Here is a 21,745-nt window from a genome sequence, read left to right on the forward strand (position 1 = left end):
TCACTCGACCGCGACGGTGTCGAGCGCCCGCTCGACCACGTCGCGGCCGGAGCGCTCGTCGGTCGTCCGGACGCGGTGGGCCCAGACGCTCCGCACCTCGCGCTGGACGTCGTCGGGGACGACGTAGTCGCGGGCGTCGAGGGCGGCGCGGGCCTGCGCGGCGCGGACGAGCGCGATGGAGCCGCGGGGGCTCACGCCGAGGTCGGCGCGCGCTCTGGTGTCGGCGGCGAGCCGAGAGACGTAGCGCCGGACCGGCTCGCTCACCGTCACGTCGAGGATGCGCTCGCGGGCGTCGCGCACGTCGCCGGCCGACGCGACGGGTTCGAGCGACTCGATGGGGTGGTGGCCCGAGACGCGGCCGAGCAGTTCCGTCTCCTCGGCCTCGTTCGGGTAGCCGAGGTGAATCTTCTTCATGAACCGGTCGAGTTCGGCCAGCGGGAGGTCGTACGTTCGGTCGGGTTCCACGTCGTTCTGGGTCGCGATGACGGTGAAGGGGTCGGGGACGCGGCGGGTGACGCCGTCGACCGTGACCTGTAGCTCCTCCATGACTTCGAGGAGGGCGGCCTGCGTCTTCGGCGGCGCGCGGTTTATCTCGTCGCCGAGGACGACGTTTCCGAAGACCGGCCCCTCGCGGAACTCGAACTCGCTGGTCTGTTGGTTGAACACGTTCACGCCCGTCACGTCGGACGGGAGGAGGTCGGGCGTAAACTGGATGCGCTCGAACTCCCCCTCTATCGAGGTGGCGATGGCGCGGGCGAGCATCGTCTTGCCGACGCCCGGCACGTCCTCCAAGAGGAGGTGACCGCGGGCGAACAGCGCCACGATGATGTCTTCGATGGCGTCGTGGTGGCCGACGATGACGCGTTCGACGTTCTCGGAGATTCGTGTCGCGAGGTCCGACACCGCCTCGACCGAGAGCGCGGGGTCGAAGTCGGCGTCTGCATGTGCATCAGTCATTGATATCCCGGATTACCCGCCGACCGTGCCGAGAGGGACGACGGGTCTCTGTGTGCTATTATTGCTTCAGTCTACCTAACCTTGCTGGGTGTGTGCACGAGTCAACCGCGGGCGGCGAGCGAGCGGACGGCCGTCGACCGGGCCGTTCCCGGACCGTTCTCGGGCCGTTCCCGGGCGTTTTTATCGCTCGGCGACCCGGGTGTGGGTATGAACGCGGACGCCCAGCGGGAGGCGGTGTACGGCGCGCCGCCGGAGATGCTGGAAGTGCGGGACGACCTGACGCCGATGCTCTCGCAGTACGCCGACCTCTGTGCGGAACACGACGACGCCGTCGTGCTGTTTCAGGTCGGCGACTTCTACGAGGCGTTCTGCGGCGCGGCGGAGGCCGTCGCCCGCACCTGCGAGGTGACGCTGACCCAGCGCGAGGACTCCACCGGGACGTGGCCGATGGCGGGCATCCCCATCGACAACGCCGCGGGCTACCTCGAACGCCTGCTCGACGCCGGCTACCGGGTCGCGCTCGCGGAACAAGTCGAAGACGCCGAGGAGGCGTCCGGGCTCGTTGACCGCGCCGTCACCCAACTCATCACGCCCGGCACCGTCGTCGACGAGGAACTGCTCGACGCCGGGCGGGCGACCTACCTCGGCGCGGTCGCCCGAGGCGGCGGCGACGTCGAGAGCCGCGACAGCGACGCCGAGGACGACACCGACACCTACGGCCTCGCCGTCGTGGACGTGTCGACCGGCGAGTGCCTCGTCACCGGGGCGGACCGCGCGCTGGCGCTCGAAGAACTGGAGCGCCTCGCGCCCGCCGAACTCGTCGTCGGCCCCGACTGCGACCTCCCGGACCTCTCGTTCGACCCGATGGAGACGCCGTTCGAACCGGGGGCGTTCGACGCCGACGCGGCCCGCGAGACGCTGTCGGCGTACGCGCCCCGGCCGGACGCCGTGGTCGAGTCGGACGCCGAACTCCGGGCGGTCGGCGCGGCGCTCGCCTACGCCGAGTACGCGCAGGGCGACTCGACGCTAGAGTACGTCACCCGCGTCACGCGGTTCGACCCCCGCGAGTTCCTCCAACTCGACGCGACGGCCATCCGGAGCCTCGAACTGTTCGAGTCGCGGAGCGCCCGCGCCGGAAGCACGCTGTTTTCGGTCCTCGACGAGACGGCCTGCGCGCTCGGCCGCCGCCGACTCGAGGCGTGGCTCCGCCGCCCGCTCGTCGACCGCGACGAAATCGAGGCGCGACTGGACGCCGTTGACGCCCTCTGCGACGACGCGCTCGCCCGCGCCGACCTCCGAGAGCACCTCTCGTCGGTGTACGACCTCGAACGGCTGGTCGCCCGCGTCTCCCGCGAGCGCGCCGACGCCCGCGACCTGCGCTCCCTGAAGACGACGCTCGACCGGGTTCCGAAGGTCCGCGAGGCGCTCGCCGGAACCGGTTCCGACCTCCTCGCGGACCTCCGCGACTCGCTGGACGAACTCGAAGACGTGCGCGACCTCGTCGGCGACGCAATCGTCTCCGACCCGCCCCAGGAGATTACGGAAGGCGGCGTCATCGCCGACGGCTTCGACGCCGAGCTGGACGACATCCGCGGCACCGCCGAGGCGGGCCGCGAGTGGGTGTCGAACCTCGAAGCCTGCGAGCAGGAGCGCACCGGCATCGACTCGCTGGAGGTCGGCTACAACCAGGTCCACGGCTACTACATCGAGGTGACGAATCCGAACCTCGACCGCGTCCCCGACGACTACCGGCGCCGCCAGACGCTGAAGAACTCAGAGCGGTTCTACACGCCCGAACTGAAGGAGCGCGAAGACGAGATTCTCCGCGCCTCGGACCGCGCCGACGCCCTCGAATACGACCTGTTCTGCGAGGTTCGCGCCGACGTGGCGACCGAGTCCGCCCGGATTCAGGCCGTCGCCGACGCCCTCGCCGACCTCGACGTGCTCCGGACGCTCGCGGACGTGGCGGTGGCGAACGACTACGCCCGCCCCGAGTTCCACGCGGGCGACCCGACCGACGAGCACGGCGGTATCCACATCGACGGCGGCAGACACCCCGTCGTCGAGCGCGCACAGGACGAGTTCGTGCCGAACCCCGCCGACCTCCCGCGGGGGAGCGTCGCGCTCGTCACCGGCCCCAACATGTCCGGGAAATCGACGTACATGCGGCAGGTCGCGCTCGGCTGCGTCCTCGCGCAGGTCGGGAGCTTCGTCCCCGCAGCGTCGGCCCGACTGCCGGTCCTCGACCGCGTGTTTACCCGCATCGGCGCGTCCGACGACATCGCGGGCGGGCAGTCGACGTTCATGCGCGAGATGAGCGAACTGACCGAAATCCTCCACAACGCCACCGGCGACTCGCTCGTCCTCCTCGACGAGGTCGGCCGCGGCACCTCCACCGCCGACGGCCTCGCCATCGCCCGCGCGGCCACCGAGTTCCTGCACGACGAGGTCGGCGCGACGACGCTCTTTGCGACCCACTACCACGACCTCACCGACGCGGCCGACGACCGCGAGGGCGTGTTCAACCTCCACTTCACCGCCGCGCGGCGCGACGGCGAAGTCACGTTCCTCCACAGCGTCGCCGACGGCCCGTCCTCGTCGTCTTACGGGGTCGAAGTGGCGCAGTTGGCCGGCGTGCCGGCGAGCGTCGTGGCGCGCGCTCGGGACCTCGTGGACGAGACTGACCCCGAGAGCGCGGACGACACCGAAGGCGATGGCGTCGCCGCCGCCGCGAACGGCGAGGTCGCCGAGGCCGCCGAAGACGGCACGCTCGCGGCCTACGTCGATGGGTTGGAGAACGGCCACCGAGAGAGCGAGAGTCCGAACCGAGCAACTGCGACGACCGCGACGGCCGAACCGACCCCCGAGCTCGAAGCCGTCGCCGAGGCGCTCCGCGAGGCCGACCTCGCGGACACTACGCCGCTGGAGGCGCTGAACCTCCTCTCCGACCTCAAAGGGAAGCTTGAATGATTCGCCGACTCGACCCGGGGACGCGCTCGAAAATCGCCGCCGGCGAGGTCGTCGCCCGCCCCGCGAGCGTCGCGGTCGAACTGGTGGAAAACGCCCTCGACGCCGGCGCGGAGACCGTCGAAATCGAGGTTGACGGCGACGGGACCGACCGAATCCGCGTCGCCGACGACGGCCGCGGGATGGCCGAGTCTGACGCCGCCCTCGCGGTCGAGCGGCACACGACGAGCAAGCTCTCGGCGGCCGACGACCTCGAAACCGTCGAGACGCTCGGCTTCCGGGGCGAGGCGCTCCCGAGCATCGCCGCGGCCGCCGCCCGACTCGAACTGACGACGAACGACGGCGGCCCGCGCGGGACGCGAGTCGTCGTCGACGGCGGCGGGGACGCGACCGACGGCGAACACGACAAGACCGTCTCGCCCGCGGGTCGGGCGCGCGGGACGACGGTCGAAGTGACCGGCCTCTTTTCGGACCGCCCGGCCCGGAAGAAGTCGCTCGCGTCGCCGAAAGCCGAGTTCGCCCGCGTCTCGGCGGTCGTCACGCGCTACGCGCTCACGCGGCCGGACGTGCGGTTCGTCCTGCGACACGACGGCCGGGAGACGCTCGCGACGCCCGGCACCGACCGCTTCGCCGACGCGCTCTTGGCGGTGTACGGCCGCGACGCCGCGAGCCACGCCTCGACGTTCGACTCGTCGCGGGAGGTCTCGGCGGCCGGCGAGACGGCCACGGTCGAGGTCGACGGCGCGCTCTGTCACCCGGAGGTGACGCGCTCCCGACGCGACCACGTCCACGTCTCGGTCAACGGCCGCGCCCTCGCCGAACCGCGGCTCCGCCGGGCGGTCGCCGACGGCTACGGGACGCTGCTTCCCGACGGACGCGAACCGGTCGGCGTCGTCCGACTCCGTCTACCGCCCGCGTGGGTCGACCACAACGTCCACCCCGCGAAGGACGAGGTAGGCTTCAGAGACGCCGACGCGGTCGCCGAGGCGGTCGAATCGAGCGTCCGCGACGCGCTCTCGACCGCGGACCTCCGGCGGAGCGGCGAGGTGGCGATGGACCTCGATAGCTCGCTCGCGCCCGTCGAGGCCGCGTCGGTGTTCGACGACCTCCGCGTCATCGGGCGCTTCCGCGGCCTGTACCTGCTCTGTGAGGCCGGCGACGAACTCCTCGTCGTCGACCAGCACGCGGCCCACGAGCGCATCAACTACGAGCGACTCCGCGAGGCGGTCGAGTCGGCGGGCATCGACGCCGTCTCCGTCGACCCGCCGGCGACCGTCTCGCTGTCGCCGACCGACGCGGCGCTCCTCGACGCGAACCGCGACCTCGTGGAGAAACTGGGTTTCCGCGTCGCCGAGTTCGGCGACGGGAGCAGGAGCGGGAGCGGGACCGGAACCTACCGCGTCGAGGCCGTGCCCGCGCCGCTCGGCCGGCCGTTCGCCCCGGACGCGCTCGCGGACGTGGTGGCCGATGTCGCCGCCGGCGACGACGCCGACCCGCGGGACGAACTCCTCAAAGACCTCGCGTGCCATCCGTCGATAAAAGCCGGCGACGACCTCACCGACGACGATGCCGCGCGGTTAGTCGAGCGACTCGGCTCGTGCGAGACGCCGTACACCTGCCCGCACGGCCGGCCCACGGTGCTCGCAATCGACGAGGAGACGTTCGTCCGCGGGTTCGGCCGGCGAAGCGGCCGGCTCGGGTAGCGCTCGGCGGGAGCAACCTTGCCGAGCCACCCCGTCGCCGTCGTTCGAAATGGCGCGGTTGCTGGTGGGGAGATGAATACGACGTAGCGACCAGCGTGGCGCGCCCGGCCGCTACCAGTCCTTGCAGTCGAGACAGACGTACTCGTCGCCGTCGAGCCACCGCTTTTGCACCGACTCGCCGCACTGGGGGCACGGCGTGGCTTCGGGGGTCCATCGGTACGTGGCGAGCGTGCTCACGTCGCGGTCGTCGGGTGCGTCGGAATCGACGGCGTCGTCGGCGTCGGCAGAATCGACGGCGTCGTCGGCGACGTCGGAACCGTCAGCGTCGTCGTCGGCCGTCGGTTCGTCGGCCGCTCCGTCGTCGCCGCCGGCGAAGTCGTCGAGCGAGCGGTTCGGCATGACTCAGCGTCCGTGGGCGCGGTCCTTATCGGTGCCGACCGAGCCGCGCCGCTGACGGCCGCCGCGAACCGCGGGGCGGCGAGCGACTCACCGGACGGGGCGAGCGCCGTGCGAAACCCACACAATCAATACCCCCGAATCCCGAGAGTCGCGCATGGCAACACTCACGGACTTCGTCATCGCGCTCCTCACGAGCGTCCTCGAACTGGTGGTGACCTTCGCCGACGTGGCGCTGAGCGACCCGCTTTCCACGGTGAGTTTCCTCTTCGGCAACATCTTCATCCTCCTCGCCGTCGGCGCGTTCGCCTATCTCGTCGTCGGCGCGCTCGGCGCGGAACTCGGCATCATCGGCGTCGGCTCGTCGACCGGTAGGCCGCCGCAGCGAGAGTAATCGCTTCTTCGAGGTCGGGGCCGACCGGCGACCCGACCACGACGCCGTCAGCGTGTTCGAGCACCGCGTCCATCCGGTCGGCCACGTCGTCCGGCGTGCCGGCCATCGAGAAGGCGTCTATCATCGCCGGCGTGACGAGGCCGAACGCCTCGGAGAACGCGCCGGCGGAAATCTTCTCGCCGATGTCGCCCGCGCGCTCGGCGTCGATGCCGTGTCTGTCGAGGACCGGCGGGGCCGCCCCCGCGGTGATAAAGGCGACCGGCGGGCGGGCGGCCTCGCGAGCCGCGTCCTCGTCTTCCGAGACGGAGACGCTGGCGTAGGCGGCGAGGGTGAACTCGCCGCGCGAGTCGGGGCGGTCCTCGACGCCGATATCGACCTGTTCTCTGGCCCACGCGAGGTCGTCGGGGTGCGAGCCGTTGAACAGCAGGCCGTCTGCGTGCTTGCCGGCCATGCGACACATGTGCGGCCCCTCGCCGCCGACGTACACCGGCACCTCGCCGGGCACGTCGAAGTTGAGGCCGGCGTCGGTCGCCTCGAACGTGCCGTCGTGGGTGACGCGCTCGCCGTCCCAGAGCCGCTGTGCGACCTTGAACGCCTCCAGCACGGAGCGGAGGCCGCGCTCGTCTTCGAGGCCGAGGTTGCGGAGCGTCGAGGGGTCGCCGGGGCCGATACCGAGGAGGCCGCGGCCGCCGGATGCCTCGGCGACGGTCGCCACCTTGCCGGCGAGCGTCACGGGGTGTAGCTCGTAGGGGTTGGCGACGCCGGGGCCGAGGCGGATGTCGTCGGTCTCGGCCGCGAGCCGCGCGAGGACCGCGAAGGGGTCGCGGTTGTTGTAGTGACACGAGACGAACAGGGAGTCGTAGCCCTCGCGTTCCGCCTGCGTGCCCAGTTCGACGAGGTCGTCGACGGGATGTTCCGGGGTGAGTTCGAGTCCGAGCATAGTGTGAGCGTGGTGTGAGCGTGGAATGGTGGAGCGAGTCGTCAGGGGTCGTAGCGCCACTCGCGGAGCGCCTGTCGCACGAAGTCACCGTCGATGTCGCGGAAGTGGGCGTCGCTCTCGCCGTGGTCGCCCCACTCGAAGCCGCGGACGACGACGACGGGCGTGCCGCCGTCGCCCTCGCCCTGCACGAGGTTCGCGGCCGCGGCGAGTTCGTCCACGACGCTCTCGACGGTGACGCCGAGTTCGCGGCCGTCGCGGTCGGCCTCGCCGCGCCAGTCGCGCGAGGCGCTCAGCCCCGCCCAGCCGATGGCGACGCCGCGCTGCCCGTGTCGGAACGGCCGGCCGCAGGTGTCGGTGACGATGACCCGGTCGGCGTCGACGCCGGCGCGGATGCGCTCGGCCGACTCGCTCGGGCGCTTCGGGAGCAACAGCAGGTCGTGGTCGGGGACGTTCGAGCGGTCGATGCCGGCGTTGACGCCGACGTGGCCGAACCGCGTCTCGGTCAGGAGGAACGGCTCCGACATGACGAGGTCGACGCTCTCTTCGAGGACCGCCTGCGCGAACCGCGGGTCCTTCTCGTCGCCGGTCAGTTCGGCGAGGCGGGCGGCGAGTTCGCGCGCCCGCGGGCCGGCCGGGAAGTCGTCGAGGTCGGCGAACCGCCCTTCGGCCTTCGAGACGACGGTAGAGGCGACGCAGACCACGTCGTCGGGCCGAAGGTCGACGCGCTCCGAGACGAGGGCGGCGAGGTCGTCGCCCTCGCGGACCTCGGGCACGTCGGGGACGGGAAACAGCTCCATACCGAGTCGGAAGGCGAGGGCGGTGAAAAACGACGGGATGCTGGCGAACCGGGCCGGTATCGCAGGCGGTCGACCGGAGAGCGGTTCGGGGAGCGACGACACGCCGACTGCGCCGAGTTCAGTCGTCGCGGACGACTTCGACCGACAGCGAGCCGTCGACGACCGAGCCGACCATCATCGTGGCGTCGTCGCCCGGGTTGGCCGCCGTCGCCGTGCCGGGGTTGAGGACGCGGATGCCGTCGACCACTTCGTCGACCACCTCGTGGATGTGGCCCGCGACGCCGACCGCGCCGTCGCCCGCGGCGTCCCTGACCGCGTCGGCGACGCGGGACTCGTAGCCCGTTCTCGTGCCCGTGCCGTGGGTGACGACGAACGTGAGTCCGTCGACCTCCGCGACCTCGACGAACGGGAGGTCGATGGCCGGCGGGTCGATGTTCCCGCGGACGCCGACGAACCGCGCCGAGAGGTCGCGGAGGCGGTCGAGGGTGTCCGGCGAGTCGAAGTCGCCCGCGTGAATCACGAGGTCGGCCGATCGGACCCGGTCTTCGACCCACCCCGGAATCCCGTCGGCCCGCCCCGGAACGTGCGTGTCGCTCAGGATAGCGAGTCGCATACCGACACCACGCGACCGGCCTGAATAGTCGTTTTGTCAGTCGCGGACGTAAGTCTGGATATGCCACACGTCGTCACCGTCTTCCTCCGAAACGGCGGCCGCGTCCTCCTCGCCCGCCGGAGCGAGGCGGTCGGAACGTACCAGTGCCGCTGGGCTGGCGTCTCGGGCTACGTCGAGGGCGACCCCGACGACGCCGAGCGCGACGCCCGACGCGAACTCGCCGAGGAACTCGGCGTCCGCGAGGCCGACGCCGACCTCGTCCGCGCGGGAACGCCCGTCTCCGTCGCCGACGACGGCCGCGAGTGGACCGTCCACCCGTTCCTGTTCGACGCGCGGAGCCGCGACGTCGACCCGAACGAGGAACTCGCCGCGGTCGAGTGGGTCCACCCGACCGCGATTCGGGACCGCGAGACGGTCCCCGGACTGTGGACGGCCTACCGCCGGGTCGCACCCGCGGTCGAGACCGTCGCCGCCGACGAGACCCACGGCTCGGCGTGGATTTCGCTCCGGGCGCTCGAAGTCCTGCGCGACGCCGCCGCCGAGGCGGACTCGCGGGACGCGGTCGCGTCGGTCGCCCGGCGACTCCGCGACGCCCGCCCGAGCATGGCCGCCGTCGAGAACCGCGTCAACCGCGTCATGGCCGACTCGGAGACTGACCCCGAATCGGTCCGCCGACGGGCCGAGGCGGCCATCGACGCCGCGGCAGAGGCTGACGACTCGGCGGCCGCCCGCGCCGCCGAACTCGTCCGGGAGCGCGGGTTCGACCGAATCGCCACGCTCTCGCGGTCGGGGACGGTCCTCGCGGCGCTCGAAGCCGCCGGGGCGAGTGTCCTCGTCTCCGAGTCCCGACCGGGCGGCGAGGGCGTCGGCGTCGCGGAGCGACTCGTCCGTCTGGGACTCAGCGTGACGCTGACGACCGACGCGGCGCTCCCCGGACTCGTCGCGGGCGGCGAAGCCGACGCCGTCCTCCTCGGGGCCGACTCCGTGCTCGCGTCCGGCGGCGTCGTCAACAAGGTCGGAAGCCTCCCCGTGGCGCTCGCGGCCGCCCGCGCCGACGTCCCCGTCTTCGCCGTCTGCGCCCGCGACAAGATTCGCGGTGACGGCCGCGTCCTCGGCGAGGACGCCGGGAGACTGTACGACGGCGAGGCCGCGGTAGGGACCGAGAACCCGCTTTTCGAGGTGGTGCCCGCGGACCTGGTCTCGGGCGTCGTCACCGAATCCGGCGTGTTGGACGCGGACGGAATCGGTACGGTGGCGGCCGAACACGCCGCGCTGGCGGCGTGGGACGACTGAGGCGAGTGTGGCGTTTCGGGGAACCGTCGGGACCACCGCTCGGCGGGGCGAAAAGGGTGGATTCTTGGGCGTCCGCCCCGGACTCCGACTCGGTGGCGATGACGAAGGTTACCCCCACTCAGCCCCTTGTGATGATAGATTTCATCCGAGCCACCAACTACTGACGACGCGCCTCCCGTTACACCGAACCGACTTCACCCCGGAGCGACGCGTACGCGCTTCTCGCGAACCGGGCCACCTGCTGGGACCGAACGGGCTCTCGTCGGACACCCGAAAACCGGACACCGACGCCGAAGGCGCAACTTCCTTCGTGGGCCGCGGTGACCCCTCGGTCATGCACATCGAACGCATCGCGGTCGACGAGTCGGTCGGTCGCGTGATGCCGCCGGGCCTGTTCGTGGAGGCGCTTTCGAACTCCGACGCTCCGGTCGAACTCGTCGACGAGGGCGAGGCGTTCGGCCCGGGCGACGCGGTCGTCTCGTTCGGCCACAGAGACGCGTTCGTCGAGGCCGACTGGGTCCACTGCGTCCGCGCCGGCTACGACGAGTTCCCCGTGGACGCCTACGAGGCGGCCGGGACGGCGCTCACGAACAGCACCGGCGTCCACGGGACGACGGTCGGCGAGACGGTCGTCGCCTACATGCTGACGCTCGCCCGCCGCCTCCACGCCTACCGCGACGCCCAGCGCGACCGCGAGTGGGACCTGCCCCGCTACAAAGAGCCGTTCACCCTCGACGGCGAGCGCGTCTGCGTCGTCGGCCTCGGCACGCTCGGCCGGGGCGTCGCCGACCGCGCGGCCGCCCTCGGCATGGAGGTCGTCGGCGTCCGGCGCTCCGGCGACCCGGTCGAGAACGTCTCGACCGTGTTCACGCCCGACCGATTCCACGAGGCCATCGCCGACGCCCGGTTCGTGGTGCTGGCGATGCCGTTGACGGAGGAGACGGCGGGCATGGTCGACGCGCCGGCGTTCGAGGCGATGCGCGAGGACGCCTACCTCGTGAACGTCGCGCGCGGGCCCGTCGTCGACGAGGACGACCTCGTGGCGGCGCTCGACCGAGGCGACATCGCCGGCGCGGCGCTCGACGTGTTCGCCGAGGAGCCGCTGTCCGCGGAGTCGCCGCTGTGGAACTTCGACGAGGTGCTCGTCACGCCGCACGTGAGCGCCGCGACGGGGAAGTACCACGAGGACATCGCGGCGCTCGTGCGGGAGAACGTCGAGAAGACGGCCGCCGGCGACCCGCTCACGAACCGCGTAGTGTGAGTTCGCCGGGGTCGAGCCGAGGGGTTCGAAGCGACGGCGAGCGGGTCAGAGGAACTTGAACAGGTCGTCGCGGCCCTGCTCGTGGAGGTGCGACCGCAGGGCGTCTTCGAGGTGCGAGATGTCGCCGCGCTTGGCCGTGATGGGCGCGATGACGTTCCGCCACTGCTTCCACGGCGGGAAGAGGCCGAGGCGGTCGCAGAGGTCGTTCAGGCGCTCGTCGCGGTCGTCGACCTTGTCCATCTTGTTGACCGCGACCACGGTCGGGATGTCGAGTTCGTCGAGGAAGAAGAACATCTCCACGTCGTGCGGGATGGAGTCTTCCGTGGTGTGGCGGTCGATGATGTCGATGACGCTCTTCCCGTCGACGACGAGGACCGCCGCGAGGATGTCGTCGGCGTTCTCCTCGATGTACTGGACGACGTCCGTCTTGATTGCCTCGCGGGTGTCGCGGTCGACGCCGGACATGAATCCGAACCCGGGGAGGTCGGTGAACATGAATTTCTCCGCGTTCCAGTCGAAGTGGTTGGGTTTGCGGGTGACGCCGGGCTTCTTACCCGTCGTGAACTTGCTGTGACCCGTCAGCTCTCGCATCAGGGTCGACTTCCCCACGTTCGACCGCCCGACGAGAACGATTTCGTCGCGGTTCGGTCGGTCTTCGAACATACCGGCGGTTCGCCGCCGCGACGGATAAGGAGGACGGTACGGACGCCGCGCTCCGGGGCGTCGACGCCGAAAAAATCACGTCTCCGGGCGAGTCGCCCCCACGACGGCTCGCCGACGACGCGTGAATGAGGCGGCCGCGTCAGTCACGGCCGCCCGCCGATAACTCGCCCGCGTTCTCGTCGAGAAATCGCAACAGCGGCTCGATTTCGTCGAATCGAGGGCCGCGCGCGACGGAACCGCGATGACGGTTCCACTCGACGAAGCCGGCGTCAGCGAGTTTCGGGAGATGAATGTGGAACAGTTCCACCTTCAGTCGGTCGCGGTTGCGGCCGCCACCAACGGCCGCGTCCCGCGTTGCCGCTTCGAGGCGCGCGTGCCGCCGTCGGCGAAGACCCATCAGCAACCGTCGCCGATGGACGTTTCCGAGAGCGTCGAACGCCTCGTCAAGGCGGGGGGACGTCGCGGCTACCATCGGCGCGACCCCCGTTGGATCCGAACAGGCGTCGCGCGACGGGCGCGAGACGCCGAGGCAAAGCGTCTCCCGCAAGTCGCCGGAAGGCCCCGCTCTGGGCACCCGGTGGACACCACCCGATACCGGTACCGTCGAGAGCGCGGCCCGTCAATCACACGTTCGCACGCCTCTGCGCCACCACGGCGCGGTTTGACGGCGTACGGCTGTCGATGTCTGTGTGTGTTCACAACTACGTTCCCCGAAGGGGTATAGATAGCAAGTTGGCATTCTCTTTCTGCTTTCACAGTCCGGTCATTGAAGTAATGCATCCGGAAGCCTACGTTACATGTTATGAACCGAATGAGGTCACGAACGGACGCTATCGGCCCAAATACTAGGGGGAAACGGTGAATTTTCGGCGTCTGATCACCCCCTCCCCCGAGAGAATATCAGACAGTATGCTGACAAGAGAGTTCAATACAGCGGCCGCTGAAGGTCAGCTAGTAATGGCAGTAATCGTCGAGCTGACGATTGATTCAAGGGATTTCGACCTCGGGAGGGTCACCGCCGTGTCGAGCGGCGTCCACATCGAGCTAGAGCGCGTCGTTCCGACTGGCGGTGAGGTCATGCCGTTCTTCTGGGCGCAGGGGACCGACTTCGAGGCGTTCGAACACGCCGTCCGGCACGACCGACTCGTCGACGACCTGACCGCGGTTGCGCGCGTCGCCGACCGCGTGCTGTACAAGGTCAACTGGGGCGAGACCACGTCGAGCCTGACCCGCATTCTCACAGACAGCGAGGCGACGATTCTCGAAGCCCACGGCAACGACCCGTGGATGTTCCGCCTCCGGTTCAACGACCACGCGGCGCTCACCGACTTCCACAACCTCTGTCAGGAAGAGGACATCGAGTTCCACGTTGAGCGCATCTATACCCTCGCAGAGGGCGAGCCGGGCGTCTACAACTTCGACATCACAGACGGACAACAGGAGGCGCTCGTCACCGCCGTCTCGGAGGGCTACTTCGAAGTCCCCCGGCAGACCACGCTCAACGAGGTGGCGGACCAACTCGGAATCAGCCCGCAGGCCGCCTCCGAGCGCGTCCGCCGCGGGGCCGACACCGTCCTGCGGAAGGTGCTGTTGTCGCAGTCGGCGGCGGACCTCTCGTAGGCGACTGCCCGCGCCGAGACGCGGTTCGCCCGCGACACGAACGGGGGAGCTATTGGTCCGCCGCGAGTACGCGACGGCGACGCGATGGACAAAGCGACGCTCCGAACGACGGTGTGGGACGACCTCGAATCGTCGGGCGCGGCACGGTTTCCCTTCCCGCCGCACGGCCGCATCCCGAACTTCGCCGACGCGAGCGCGGCCGCCGAGCGACTCGCGGCGACGCCCGAGTGGGCCGACGCCGACGCGGTGAAGGCCAACCCGGACGCCCCGCAACTCCCCGTCAGGCGACGGGCGCTCCGCGAGGGGAAAACCGTCTACATGGCCGTCCCCCGGCTCCGCGACGAGGAGTGCTTCTACGAACTCGACCCCGCGCGCATCGACGACGAACACCTCGACAGCGCGCCGACCGTCTCCCACGTCGAGACCTACGCCGACACGGTCGGCCCAGACGCCCTGCCGCCCGTCGACCTCGTCGTCTCGGGGTCGGTCGCCGTCTCCGAGGCGGGCGCGCGCATCGGGAAGGGAGAGGGGTTCAGCGACCTCGAATACGCGGTGTTGCGGGGTCTCGGGGCCGTCACCGACGAGACGACCGTGGCGACGACGGTCCACGAGCGACAGGTCCGCGACGACCTGCCGGAGCCGGACGCCCACGACGTGCCGATGGACCTCGTCGTCACTCCCGAACGGTTGGTCCGAACCGAGACCTCGCACCCGAGACCCACGGGCATCGACTGGGACGCGCTCCCCGACGAGCGCCTCGACGAGATGCCCGTCCTCCGGCGGTTGCACGACGAGTCGTCGGAGTAGCCGAGCCCCTGCTTATTTCACCGCCCGGGCCGACGTGAGGCCGTGCGACTCGTACAGGTGTTGGTGCCGACCGGCAAGCGCGAGGCCGTCCTGCGGACGCTCGACGAGGAGGGCGTCGACTACGCCGTCTCCGAGGAGACGTCCGGGCGCGGCTTCGTCGCCGTCGTCACCTTCCCGGTCCCCAAGGAGGCCGTCGAACCGGTGTTAGCGCGACTCCGCGAGGCGGGCGTCGAGCGCGACGCCTACACCGTGGTCGTCGCCGCCGAGACGGTCGCGTCGAAGCGGTTCGACCAACTGCGCGAGCAGTACGAGGAAGACGACGAGAACGGCGACCGCATCGCCCGCGAGGAACTGGCCTCGAAGGCCGCCGACCTCGCGCCGTCGGTTTCGACCTACGTGCTCATGACGGTCATCTCGGCGCTCGTCGCCACCGCGGGCCTGCTTCTCGACTCGCCGGCCGTGGTCGTCGGCTCGATGGTCATCGCCCCGCTCGTCGGCCCCGCGATGTCCGCGAGCGTCGGCACCGTCGTCGACGATGACGAGATGTTCGGCCGCGGGGTTCGCCTGCAGGCGCTCGGCGGCGTCCTCGCGGTCGGCGCGGCCGCCGTCTTCGCCTTCCTGCTCAAACAGACCGGGGCGGTCCCGCTGTCGTCCGCGGAGGTCCTGTCGATTCCCGAGGTGGACGAGCGCCTCGCGCCCGACGTGCTGTCGCTCGTCATCGCGCTCGGCGCGGGAGCCGCCGGCGCGATTTCGCTCTCCTCCGGCGTCTCGACCGCGCTCGTCGGCGTCATGATAGCCGCCGCGTTGGTCCCGCCGACCGCCGTCGTCGGCATCGGCATCGCGTGGGGCGCGCCCGAGGCCGTCGTCGGCTCGGCCATCCTCGTCCTCGTCAACATCCTCTCCGTCAACTTCGTCGCCATCGGCGTCCTCTGGCAGCAGGGCTACCGGCCGGAGCGCTGGATTCGCCGCGACGAGGCCCGGCGAGCCGCCCTGTTCCGCATCGCCGTCATCGGGGTCGGACTGCTCGTCCTCTCGTCGTTCCTCGGCGCGGTCACCTACACGACCTACCGGAACGCCGACTTCCAAGGCGACGCGCGCGACGCCATCGAGGACGCACTCTCGGGAACCGACGCCCGACTACTGTCGATGGAACTGCAGTACGACAGCGGGCCGCTACAGGAGCCCGACGGCGTCGTCGTGACCGTCGGCTACGACCCGGCCTCCGACCCGCCGATGGTCGAACGCGAACTCACGAGGCGGGTGAACGCCGTCGCCCCCGAGCCGCTGTCGCCGTGGGCCACCGGCGAAATCGACGTCGAAGTGCGCTACGTCGCCGTCGTGGAGTAGGGCGACCGGCGTCCCGTCCCCCGTTTCGAAGGCTACAGTCGCTCTTTGTCTCTAGCGCGGCTTGAATAGCTGAACCGACGTACGGTGGGTATGCAACGACGCACGATTGCTCCGATATTCCTCGTCGGCCTCGTCCTCCTCGCTGGCTGCCTCTCGGCACCCCTGCAGGCGACGACCGACGGCGGCGTAGACGCGACGAACGCGACGACTATCTCCACGACCGGCACCGGCGAAGTGACCGCCGACGCCGACCTCGCCGTGGTCTCCATCGCCGTGACGACCACCGCCGACTCGGCCGACGAAGCCCGCGGCACCGTCGCCGACGACGTGGCCGCCGTCCGCGCCGCCCTCACCGACGCCGGTGTCGCCGAGGACGCCATCCAAACGACCGGCTTCAACATCTACCCCGAGTACGACTACAGCGGCCAGGAGCGCGACCTCCTCGGCTACCGCGCCACCCACACCCTCCGCGTCGAGGTCGCCCCCGACCGCGCCGGCGAGGTCATCGACCTCGCGGTCGGTGCCGGTGCCAGCGAAATCCGCGGCGTCGCCTTCACGCTGACCGACGAGAAGCGCGCCGAACTCCGCGAAGAAGCCCTGACCCGCGCCGTCGCCTCCGCGAAGGCCGACGCCGACGCGGTCGCCAGCGCCGCCGACCTGACCGTCACGGGCGTCCACACCGCCACCGTCGGCGGCAGCGCCTCGCCCGGGCCGTACCCGGTCGCCTACGCCGAGGACGCCGCCCGCGCCTCGTCCGGTTCGACCGAGCTCTCGCCCGGCCCCGTGACCGTCTCGGCGACCGTCCAGATGGTCTACGAAGCCGAGTAAGCGACCGCGCCCCGCGGACCGAGACCGAACTCCCGGTTTCGACCAACCTGCACCCCCATTTCTCCGACAGCTACCCCGTAGCCACAGCTCTCGTCGAGGCGTTGCGGCAAGACAGAACGACAGCACCGGAAAAGTCCCGAGTCGCTTACTCGTTGCGCGACGGCGGGATGTCGGGTTCGAACCCGATGGCCTCGACCGCGGCGTCGAGGACGGCCTCGACGTTCTCGCCCGTCTCGACGCTCATGTAGAGGTCCGCGTCCATGTCGGTCGAGCGGTCGCTCTTGTTACAGACGGTGAGGACGGGGATGTCGCGCTCCTCGAAGCGCGCCTTCACGGCGTCGCGGAGTTCGAGCTGCGACTCGATGGGGTAGCCGCACGCCCCGCTGGCGTCGGCGACGAAGATGACGGCGTCCGCGAGGTGTTCGAGGGCGCTCACGGCCTGTCGCTCGATGTCGTTTCGCTCGTCTTCGGGCCGGTCGAGCAGCCCCGGCGTGTCGATAATCTGGTAGCGGATTCGGTCGCGGTCGAAGTGCCCGATTTGGACGCCCTTCGTGGTGAAGGGGTAGCGGGCGATTTCGTTCGACGCGCGGGTCACGTCGTTGACGAACGAGGACTTTCCGACGTTCGGGTAGCCGGCGACGACGATTGCCGGTTCGTCCGGGCGGATGTCGGGGAGGTCCTTCAGGGCGTCGCGCGCCTCGCCGATGCGGAGCAGGTCGTCTTCGACCTCTTCGACGACGCTCGCCATGCGGGCGAACGCCTGTTTTCGGTGCTTGCGCGCGAGGTCGGCGTCGGTCTTGCGGAGCTTCGGCTGGTACTCGCGGGCGATGTTGTCGACCTGCCGGGAGGCCCACATCACTTCCGAGAGGCTCTTTCGGACCTCGTCCACGTCGACGATGGCGTCGGCGAGCTCGTAGTAGAAGGGGTCGACCGTCCCGAAGTCGGGCCACTCGACGACGACGTTTTCGAGGTTGTCGGAAAGGATGTTCGACGCCGTCTGGAGCATCGACTGCTGAGCCTCCAACTTGTTCTGCTTCGCTCGCCCCGTGCGCGCGGCCCGCGAGAAGGCCTTGTCGATGAGTTCGTCCGACCGGGGCGTGGTCGGGAGAGACTCGAAAATCATTGCAGTCCGCTACATGGCCGAGCCGTAAAAGCGCGTCCGTTTGGGGCTCGGCGCTTCGAGCGGTGGATTCGCCGTGCAGGTCTCACGCACGGTTCGACCGGAAGCGAGGGGGTCGCGGGCGACCGACGCGCGGACGCGGACGTGAGCGAGCGGTCGAACATCCCCCGCGACCGCCACGAAGTTCTTGCCCGCCCGAGGTCTACGTCGACCCATGACTGACTGGAAAGCTGTCGCCGTCGGTTTCGTCGTCATCGTCGTCGTCGGCACCGGCGGGCTCGCGCTCCCGCTCATCGGCCAAATCGGGGCGGGGCTGCTCGGGGGCTTCGCGGCGGGCTACCTCGCGGGCGGCACGCTCGGCAACGGCGCGTGGAACGGCCTCGTCGCGGGCTCCATCTCGGGTATCGTCGTGACGCTCCTCGCGGCCCTGCTCGGGAGCCTCCTCGGACTCGCCGGCGGGCCGCTGGGCGGACTCCTCGGCGGCGTCGGCGTCCTCGTCGCGGGCGTCGTGCTGACGCTCATCTTCGCAATCGACAGCGCCATCGCCGGGGCCGTCGGCGCGTGGGTGAAAGGATAGTCAGACGAACGCGGCCGCGACTCGGACTCTCCCCGAACGCGATAGTCCCAAAAAACGGGGTTTAGCATGGTGCTAAGTCCGTTATCTCACGTAAACGGTCGCGGGTCTCTAAGGGAGCGGGACCACACCCGACGGCCATGGGTAAGGAGCCAACGCACACCCGTCGAAGAACCCTCCAATCGATTTGCGGCGTCGCCGTCGCCGGTCTCACCGGTCTCGCTGGCTGTAGCTCGTCCGGGGACTCTGACTCGACGACGCAAACGACCGACGCGCAGACGCAGACCGCGACCGAGACGCAGACCACGACGACCGCGAACGAGACGACCGCGAACGAGACGACCGAACGGGCGGAGGAAACAACCGAAAGCGGGCTCGAGGCCGCCGACTTCGTCGAGAACCCCGAGGAGATACACCCGACGCTGGTCAAAGCGACGTCGGTCCCCTCGGACGAGGTGCTGCTCGGCTTTCGGCTCGAAGACTCGTCGCTCCCGTTTACGACCGAGGTGTACCGCGCGCCGGACGACGCCGAGGTGCAGGCGACGGAGACCTACGACACCCAAGACCTCTCGCAGGTCGACTTGCTCCCCGAGTCGCCGCAGGCGCTCGATACCGTCGACACCGACCGCGAGGACATCCACTACGGGACGACGACCGTCGGAGAACCGCTGAAAGTCACGCTCGTCGCGCGCCACGACACCGACACCTTCGACTGGAGCGCGTGGTCTCGAACCGGCTATCCGTACGACGGCCACGACGAGGAGGACCCCGCGCTCGAAGTCGACTGTTACTGCGGCGGGATGAACTACACCGCGCCGAGCGGCGGGACGTGGGCGCGAGTGATTCAGGTGACGCCGACCGAGCGCGTCGACACCGGGACGACCGTCGCGCTCAACTGGACGTCGAGCCGACTCTGAAGGCGTAATCGACGCGGTTCGCCGCTCCGCGGGCGCGGTCTACTCGCCGCGTTCGAGGTACTCCCGCTGAATCTCCACGACTTCGGTCGAGTCTGCACACTCCGAGTACCGGCGGAGCGGCTCCTCGTTGAGTTCGAGGAACGTGTGGCCCCAGTTGAACTTCGAGAGGATACCCTCGGCCCGCTTCTTCTCGCCGAAGATGACGAGGGCGGCGGCTATCGCCTCGACCGTCGTCAGCTGCATCGGGCGGCCGAAGTTCACGGGGTTGGCGGCGACGAGATAGGGGAGCGCGCGGTGCTCGCCGGGGAGCGAGAACATGGCCTCGCCGGCCGACTCCCACGAGCAGTCGAGCGCGACGAGCGCGCCGGTGTCCGCGTCGGCGGGCGACAGCGCCCTGTCGGCGTGGGGGTTGAGCACGACGCCGTAGGGAGTCTCTCGGTCGGAGCCGTGGAGGGCGGCCATGTCGAAGCGTTCGAGCTTCTTCGCCGTGCACTTCTTCGGGTCGTCGTCGCCCTCGTATCGAACGTGCAGGTCCACAGCCACGATACGCGACTGGCCGAGAAAAGCGTCCCGAACGCGGCGGCGCGCGCGAGGAGTCGGACGGCAGGGCCGGCGTCGGATACTTCCGGTCGGCCGACGAAGAGAGGGCGTGCATCCCGACGCGACGTATCTGGCCCGGCAGTACTACACGGCGCTCGACCACCACGGATACGACATGCTTCGGAACATCCTCGAACCGGAGTTCGTCCAGCACCGCGGCGACATGACGCTCTCGGGGCGCGAGGAGTTCGTCTCGTTCATGCGGGACGACAGGCCGCAGAAGGACACGCGACACGTCATCGAGCGCTACATCCAGTCGAAGTCCGACGACGAAATCGTCGTCCGCGGCCACCTCGAAGACCGCGACGGCGACGAACTGTTCGTCTTTCTCGACCGGTTCCGTGCCCACGACGGGAAGCTCTCGGAGCTGAAGACGTTCGTCAAGTCGTCGACGGCGAACTGACGGGGCGAGTCTCGGGAGAAAGGAGAACGGAGAGAGTGAGAGAGAAACGCCCGGGCGCGGTTCGTCCCGGTCAGTCCTTCTTACCCGCACCGACGGCGGCCTCGCCGACGGGCTCGTGGCCCTCGATGACCTCGCGGCCGCCCATGTAGGGCTGGAGCGGTTCGGGCACGTCGACCGTGCCGTCCTCGTTTTGGTAGTATTCGAGCAGCGCGACCATGACGCGGCCGACGGCCGTGCCCGACGCGTTGAGCGTGTGGAGGTACTCCGCCGACTCGTGGCGCTCGGGGCGGTAGCGGAGGCCGGCGCGGCGCGCCTGGAAGTCCTCGAAGTTCGAGGCCGACGAGACCTCGAGCCAGCGGCCGCCCTGTTCGGGGGCGTCGTCCGACTCCGTGCCGGGAGCCCACACTTCGAGGTCGTAGGTCTTCGCCGACGCGAAGGTGAGGTCGCCGGTGCAAAGCGAGAGGACGCGGTACGGCAGCCCGAGGCGGTCGAGCACTTCGGCGGCCTCGTCGACGAGGGCTTCGAGCCGGTCGTACGACTCCTCGGGCTCGACGAAGTTGACGAGTTCGACCTTGTTGAACTGGTGGACGCGGACGATACCGCGGGTCTCGGTGCCGTGTTCGCCCGCCTCGCGGCGGAAGTTCGGCGTGTACGCCTGGTGCTTCAGCGGGAGGTCGTCCTTCAGGAGAATCTCGTCGCGGTACATGTTCGTGACCGGGACCTCCGCGGTGGGACAGAGCCACAGGTCGTCGTCCTCGTAGTTCTCGGTCTCCGAGCCGCCGATGCGGTAGGCGTCCTCGGCGAACTTCGGGAGCTGACCGGTGCCCTCCATCGAGGTGGTCTTGACCGGAATCGGCGGGAAGAGGTCGACGTACTCCTGTTCGCGGTGCACGTCGAGCATGAACTGCACGAGCGCGTGTTCGAGCATCGCGCCCTCGCCTTTCAGGAAGTAGAAGCCCGAGCCGGTGGTCTTGGCCGCGCGACCCTCGTCGATGATGTCGAGTTCCTCGCCGAGGTCGTAGTGGGGCGTCACCTCGTCGGGAAGCTCGCGGAGGTCGTCGAAGCCGACGCGGCGGACCTCCTCGTTGTCGGCCTCGTCGGCCCCGACGGGAACCGACTCGTGGGGGAGGTTGGGCAGTTCCATGAGCGCCTCGTCGAGTTCCGCTTCGAGTTCGTCGGCGCGGGCTTCGAGCTCCTGTAGCTCCGTCTTGAGTTCGCCCGAGCGGTCGATGGCCTCCTGTGCTTCCTCGTCTTTCCCTTCTTGCTTCAACTGGCCGATTTTCTGGCTGACCTCGTTGCGCTCGTGGCGGAGGTCGTCGCCCTCGGCCTTCAGCGAGCGCCACTCGTCGTACACGTCGAGGACGCGGTCGATGTCCACGCCCTCCATGTTACGGGCGGCGAGCGCGTCGCGAACTCGCTCCGGTTCGTCGCGGAGCAGTTGCCTGTCAATCATTGGGCTGTGGTTTCCGGGCGGGCGGGAAAATCGTATCGCATCGCCGAGGGACGGGGGGCAAATCAACGGCGGACGAGCGCGACGAACCCGCA

The 21,745-nt window shown here is 69.7% G+C and carries 22 protein-coding genes; 12 read left to right on the forward strand and 10 right to left on the reverse strand.

Annotation, left to right across the window (positions count from 1 at the left end):
• Positions 1–957: a MoxR family ATPase gene (locus tag DEQ92_RS15135; protein WP_004976321.1), complete on the reverse strand. Its 957-nt coding sequence runs from the start codon at positions 955–957 to the stop codon at positions 1–3.
• Between the two features lie 207 nt (positions 958–1,164).
• Between DEQ92_RS15135 and mutS the strand changes: the two genes are divergently transcribed.
• The gene (gene mutS, locus DEQ92_RS15140; RefSeq protein ID WP_115821093.1) at positions 1,165–3,927 is read left to right on the forward strand and encodes a DNA mismatch repair protein MutS; all 2,763 of its coding nucleotides are present in this window, start codon (positions 1,165–1,167) and stop codon (positions 3,925–3,927) included.
• Positions 3,924–5,627: a DNA mismatch repair endonuclease MutL gene (gene mutL, locus DEQ92_RS15145; RefSeq protein WP_115821094.1), complete on the forward strand. Its 1,704-nt coding sequence runs from the start codon at positions 3,924–3,926 to the stop codon at positions 5,625–5,627. The genes mutS and mutL overlap by 4 nt, the downstream gene beginning before the upstream one ends.
• 111 nt (positions 5,628–5,738) lie before the next feature.
• Here the strand turns inward: mutL and DEQ92_RS15150 are convergent, their stop codons facing one another.
• Positions 5,739–6,026, reverse strand: a complete 288-nt coding sequence (locus DEQ92_RS15150; RefSeq protein WP_004976325.1) for a hypothetical protein — start codon at positions 6,024–6,026, stop codon at positions 5,739–5,741.
• Positions 6,027–6,180: 154 nt separating this feature from the next.
• On the opposite strand from DEQ92_RS15150, the gene DEQ92_RS15155 reads away from it, so the two are divergent.
• The gene (locus DEQ92_RS15155) at positions 6,181–6,417 is read left to right on the forward strand and encodes a hypothetical protein (protein ID WP_004976326.1); all 237 of its coding nucleotides are present in this window, start codon (positions 6,181–6,183) and stop codon (positions 6,415–6,417) included.
• Here the strand turns inward: DEQ92_RS15155 and DEQ92_RS15160 are convergent.
• The 3 genes from DEQ92_RS15160 to DEQ92_RS15170 all read right to left on the reverse strand — a co-directional run bounded on the left by DEQ92_RS15160 (position 6,371) and on the right by DEQ92_RS15170 (position 8,767).
• Positions 6,371–7,357, reverse strand: a complete 987-nt coding sequence (locus DEQ92_RS15160; RefSeq protein WP_004976327.1) for a 5,10-methylenetetrahydromethanopterin reductase — start codon at positions 7,355–7,357, stop codon at positions 6,371–6,373. The two genes, DEQ92_RS15155 and DEQ92_RS15160, sit on opposite strands and share 47 nt — an antisense overlap.
• Before the next feature lie 41 nt (positions 7,358–7,398).
• Positions 7,399–8,154: a coenzyme F420-0:L-glutamate ligase gene (locus DEQ92_RS15165; protein WP_004976328.1), complete on the reverse strand. Its 756-nt coding sequence runs from the start codon at positions 8,152–8,154 to the stop codon at positions 7,399–7,401.
• Positions 8,155–8,272: 118 nt separating this feature from the next.
• The gene (locus DEQ92_RS15170; protein ID WP_004976330.1) at positions 8,273–8,767 is read right to left on the reverse strand and encodes a metallophosphoesterase family protein; all 495 of its coding nucleotides are present in this window, start codon (positions 8,765–8,767) and stop codon (positions 8,273–8,275) included.
• Positions 8,768–8,827: 60 nt separating this feature from the next.
• Between DEQ92_RS15170 and DEQ92_RS15175 the strand changes: the two genes are divergently transcribed.
• Both DEQ92_RS15175 and ddh read left to right on the forward strand, forming a co-directional pair.
• Complete coding sequence (locus DEQ92_RS15175) at positions 8,828–10,060, forward strand: NUDIX domain-containing protein (RefSeq protein WP_115805337.1); 1,233 nt, start codon at positions 8,828–8,830, stop codon at positions 10,058–10,060.
• Between the two features lie 334 nt (positions 10,061–10,394).
• Positions 10,395–11,321, forward strand: a complete 927-nt coding sequence (ddh, locus tag DEQ92_RS15180; RefSeq protein WP_049905169.1) for a D-2-hydroxyacid dehydrogenase — start codon at positions 10,395–10,397, stop codon at positions 11,319–11,321.
• Between the two features lie 45 nt (positions 11,322–11,366).
• Here ddh and engB read toward each other — a convergent pair whose 3' ends face one another.
• Together engB and DEQ92_RS15190 are read right to left on the reverse strand one after the other, a co-directional pair.
• Positions 11,367–11,984, reverse strand: a complete 618-nt coding sequence (gene engB, locus DEQ92_RS15185; protein WP_004976333.1) for a GTP-binding protein EngB — start codon at positions 11,982–11,984, stop codon at positions 11,367–11,369.
• A 139-nt stretch (positions 11,985–12,123) separates the two neighbouring features.
• The gene (locus DEQ92_RS15190) at positions 12,124–12,456 is read right to left on the reverse strand and encodes a hypothetical protein (protein WP_115805338.1); all 333 of its coding nucleotides are present in this window, start codon (positions 12,454–12,456) and stop codon (positions 12,124–12,126) included.
• Between the two features lie 485 nt (positions 12,457–12,941).
• Between DEQ92_RS15190 and DEQ92_RS15195 the strand changes: the two genes are divergently transcribed.
• The 4 genes from DEQ92_RS15195 (at position 12,942) to DEQ92_RS15210 (ending at position 16,586) form a co-directional block, all read left to right on the forward strand.
• The gene (locus DEQ92_RS15195) at positions 12,942–13,604 is read left to right on the forward strand and encodes a helix-turn-helix domain-containing protein (protein WP_049905171.1); all 663 of its coding nucleotides are present in this window, start codon (positions 12,942–12,944) and stop codon (positions 13,602–13,604) included.
• Between the two features lie 84 nt (positions 13,605–13,688).
• A complete protein-coding gene (locus DEQ92_RS15200) occupies positions 13,689–14,411 on the forward strand; it encodes a 5-formyltetrahydrofolate cyclo-ligase (RefSeq protein WP_115805339.1) in 723 nt (240 codons plus the stop codon).
• 42 nt (positions 14,412–14,453) lie between these two features.
• Positions 14,454–15,758 (forward strand): TIGR00341 family protein, encoded by a 1,305-nt coding sequence (locus DEQ92_RS15205; RefSeq protein WP_004976337.1) that lies wholly within the window; start codon positions 14,454–14,456, stop codon positions 15,756–15,758.
• Between the two features lie 90 nt (positions 15,759–15,848).
• Complete coding sequence (locus DEQ92_RS15210) at positions 15,849–16,586, forward strand: SIMPL domain-containing protein (protein WP_115821095.1); 738 nt, start codon at positions 15,849–15,851, stop codon at positions 16,584–16,586.
• A gap of 145 nt (positions 16,587–16,731) precedes the next feature.
• On the opposite strand, the gene DEQ92_RS15215 is transcribed toward DEQ92_RS15210, so the two are convergent.
• On the reverse strand, positions 16,732–17,709 hold the full coding sequence (locus tag DEQ92_RS15215; RefSeq protein WP_049967425.1) for an NOG1 family protein: 978 nt from the start codon (positions 17,707–17,709) through the stop codon (positions 16,732–16,734).
• 211 nt (positions 17,710–17,920) lie between these two features.
• Between DEQ92_RS15215 and DEQ92_RS15220 the strand changes: the two genes are divergently transcribed.
• Positions 17,921–18,283 carry a DUF5518 domain-containing protein gene (locus DEQ92_RS15220; protein WP_004976340.1) on the forward strand — a complete coding sequence of 121 codons (363 nt, stop codon included), beginning with the start codon at positions 17,921–17,923 and terminating at the stop codon, positions 18,281–18,283.
• Positions 18,284–18,420: 137 nt separating this feature from the next.
• Positions 18,421–19,197: a hypothetical protein gene (locus DEQ92_RS15225; RefSeq protein WP_115821096.1), complete on the forward strand. Its 777-nt coding sequence runs from the start codon at positions 18,421–18,423 to the stop codon at positions 19,195–19,197.
• Between the two features lie 39 nt (positions 19,198–19,236).
• Here DEQ92_RS15225 and DEQ92_RS15230 read toward each other — a convergent pair whose 3' ends face one another.
• Positions 19,237–19,734 carry a DUF367 family protein gene (locus tag DEQ92_RS15230; protein ID WP_004976343.1) on the reverse strand — a complete coding sequence of 166 codons (498 nt, stop codon included), beginning with the start codon at positions 19,732–19,734 and terminating at the stop codon, positions 19,237–19,239.
• Between the two features lie 112 nt (positions 19,735–19,846).
• Here DEQ92_RS15230 and DEQ92_RS15235 point away from each other — a divergent pair, with 112 nt between their 5' ends.
• Complete coding sequence (locus DEQ92_RS15235; RefSeq protein ID WP_004976344.1) at positions 19,847–20,200, forward strand: nuclear transport factor 2 family protein; 354 nt, start codon at positions 19,847–19,849, stop codon at positions 20,198–20,200.
• A 70-nt stretch (positions 20,201–20,270) separates the two neighbouring features.
• On the opposite strand, the gene serS is transcribed toward DEQ92_RS15235, so the two are convergent.
• The gene (gene serS, locus DEQ92_RS15240; RefSeq protein ID WP_004976345.1) at positions 20,271–21,653 is read right to left on the reverse strand and encodes a serine--tRNA ligase; all 1,383 of its coding nucleotides are present in this window, start codon (positions 21,651–21,653) and stop codon (positions 20,271–20,273) included.
• Between the last annotated feature and the right edge of the window lie 92 nt (positions 21,654–21,745).

This window comes from Haloferax sp. Atlit-6N, from assembly GCF_003383195.1.
GTDB classification, from domain to species: domain Archaea; phylum Halobacteriota; class Halobacteria; order Halobacteriales; family Haloferacaceae; genus Haloferax; species Haloferax gibbonsii.